This window comes from Sulfurovum sp. bin170, assembly GCF_010892395.1.
GTDB lineage: Bacteria > Campylobacterota > Campylobacteria > Campylobacterales > Sulfurovaceae > UBA1140.
On the sequence record NZ_JAACKB010000318.1, the window covers coordinates 1 to 2577 of the forward strand.

General features: G+C 38.1%; 2 protein-coding genes. One reads left to right on the forward strand and one right to left on the reverse strand.

Features of this window, described 5'->3' with window-relative positions; genetic code table 11:
• A partial coding sequence (locus tag GSY74_RS07595; protein ID WP_164664500.1) for an SH3 domain-containing protein occupies positions 1-1024 on the forward strand: 1024 nt, incomplete at its 5' end.
• A 23-nt stretch (positions 1025-1047) separates the two neighbouring features.
• Here the strand turns inward: GSY74_RS07595 and purF are convergent.
• Positions 1048-2418 (reverse strand): amidophosphoribosyltransferase, encoded by a 1371-nt coding sequence (gene purF, locus GSY74_RS07600; RefSeq protein ID WP_164664501.1) that lies wholly within the window; start codon positions 2416-2418, stop codon positions 1048-1050.
• Positions 2419-2577 lie beyond the last annotated feature (159 nt).

The following is a 2577-nucleotide window of genomic DNA, read 5'->3' on the forward strand; positions in this document are numbered from 1 at the left end:
GATGTACAGACGATATAATGAGAAAATCTCTAAACAGTGGTTCAAAAATCAGATTAAAAACTCAAACTTTGATAATTATGACTCCATATCAAAACCTGCTATTACTACCAAACATACTAACCTGAAACTATACCCTACCGAAAAGGAGTTCTATTATAGCTCCAATCGTGCAGGAGAGGGGTTCCCTTTTGATTATAATCAAAATAGCTCTGTACATATCAACACCCCTATCTTTGTCTCTCACTACTCAAAAGATAGAGAGTGGGTATATGCCAAGACAGCATTTGCATTTGGCTGGATAAAGATTGAAGATATGGCATTTGTTACAGCCAAATTCCAAGAGCAATTCCAGATTGACAACTATGGTATAGTCACGACTGACAATCTAAATATTTATGATGATAATCAACTTCTCTCTCTTGTAAAGTTAGGTAGTATTTTTCCTATAGATAAGATTTCTAAAAAATATATAGTCGCCAAAAGAGGAGCCAATGGATATGCCATAATCAAAAGATTCAGACCTGTAGAGGTCAATCTTATTGCAAAGAAACCGATTAAATTCAATCAGTTCAATATCGCTTTTATCGGAAAACAGCTAGTAAATGAACCTTATGGTTGGGGTGGAAAACTAAAAACAAGAGACTGCTCTGCTCTGACGAAAGATTTTTTTGCACCTTTTGGTATATATCTACCTAGAAACTCTTCACAACAGGCAAAAGAGAGTTCTGGAGAGTATATGTCTCTAGCTGGTATGACCAAAGAGGAGAAAGCAGCTGCTATCATGACCTATGGTAAACCTTGTCGCTCTCTACTCTTTGTCCCTGGTCATATTACCCTCTATCTTGGTCAAAAAGATAATGAACCTATCATTATGCATAACTACTGGGGAGTTAGATTGAAAAATGGAGCAAAGCATATTATAGGTCGCTCTGTTATCACCACTACTAAACCTGGGGATGAGAGAGCTGATATAAAAGAGAAGAGTATGTTGATTAATACTTTTAAAGGACTTGTGAATTTTTAGATGGTGTATTGAAATACACCCTACTAATTGCAAACAATACAAGATGGACTATCAGCATTGCCACCTGCAAAATAGTTTCCATCAAAGCTAACCAAAGAGTACTCTCTATCAACACCTAGTGACTTTTTTAGCCCCTCTATTGATAAAAAACCTAATGACTCTGCACCCATTCTTTTAGCTATCTCTTGGGGAGTATATTTAGTAGATATGAGTTCCTCTTTAGTTGGTGTATCAATCCCATAACGACATGGATATTTAATCTCAGGTGCAGCTATACGCATATGTACCTCGGTAGCTCCTGCTTCTTTTAACATTTTTACTATCTGTCGTGAAGTTGTACCTCGTACCAGAGAATCATCTACTATGGCTACTCTCTTCCCTTTTATCATATCTTTTATAGGAGAGAGTTTTAATTTCACCTTTAGGTCTCTAATCTCTTGAGTTGGCTCTATAAATGTTCTACCAACATAGTGATTTCGTACTATTCCCATCTCAAAAGGAACACCCATACCATCAGCATACCCTTTGGCGGCCGCCACACCAGAGTCAGGCACAGGTAGTACCAAATCTATATCAGCAGGTGTCTCTTCTGCTAACTGTTTCCCCATTTTTAGACGCATATTATAGACTGTTTTACCATCAATAATCGAATCTGGTCGTGCCATATAGATATACTCAAAAGCACAAGGATGATAGTCAGGCTCAAAAATCTGCTCCGATTTTGGTTCCATTCCCTCTTCAAAAATCAACATCTCTCCTGGGTTAACATCTCGAACAAACTCGGCACCCACTAAATCAAAAGCACAGGTCTCACTACTCACTATCCAACCACCACTTTTTAGTTTTCCAAGAGAGAGTGGACGGATACCAAAACGGTCACGAATCACAAACATCTTTTGACGACTCTGAATCGCCAAACAGTATGCCCCCTCTATTTTAGTTAGCATATCTTTGATTCGAGCTTTTAGTTTATTCTTTTGGCTCTTGGCTATAAGATGAACTATATTTTCAGTATCCATCCCCGTCTGAAAGATGGCACCGTTGTCTATCAGCTCATTTCGTACCTCATATTTATTTACCAAGTTTCCATTATGAACCACAGAGATTTCACCCAATTTATATTTTGCAAATACAGGTTGAGCATCCAGTACAGAATCAGCTCCTGCTGTAGAGTATCGGTTATGTCCAATTGCACATGAACCTTTGAGAAGAGAAAAAGCCTCCTCATCAAATACCTCTGTAACTAAACCTCGTTTTTTAATTAGATGAACTTTTTCACCATTAGATGAAGAGATTCCTGTTGACTCTTGACCACGATGTTGCATAGAAAAGAGAGCATAGTAGGCTAATTTAGAGGCATTCTCTGCACCAAATACTCCAACAATTGCACACATTATGAGACTCCTTGGGGAGTTTTAAATAGACATCTTGCAAAACTAGGAACCGATGGCTTTAGCCCAATGCCAATGAAATAAGCTTTTTTTTGAACCAAATAGTTCGGGTGTAAACACGCCGATTCCGAAAATGCAGATTGCATATAAGGAACCGATGGC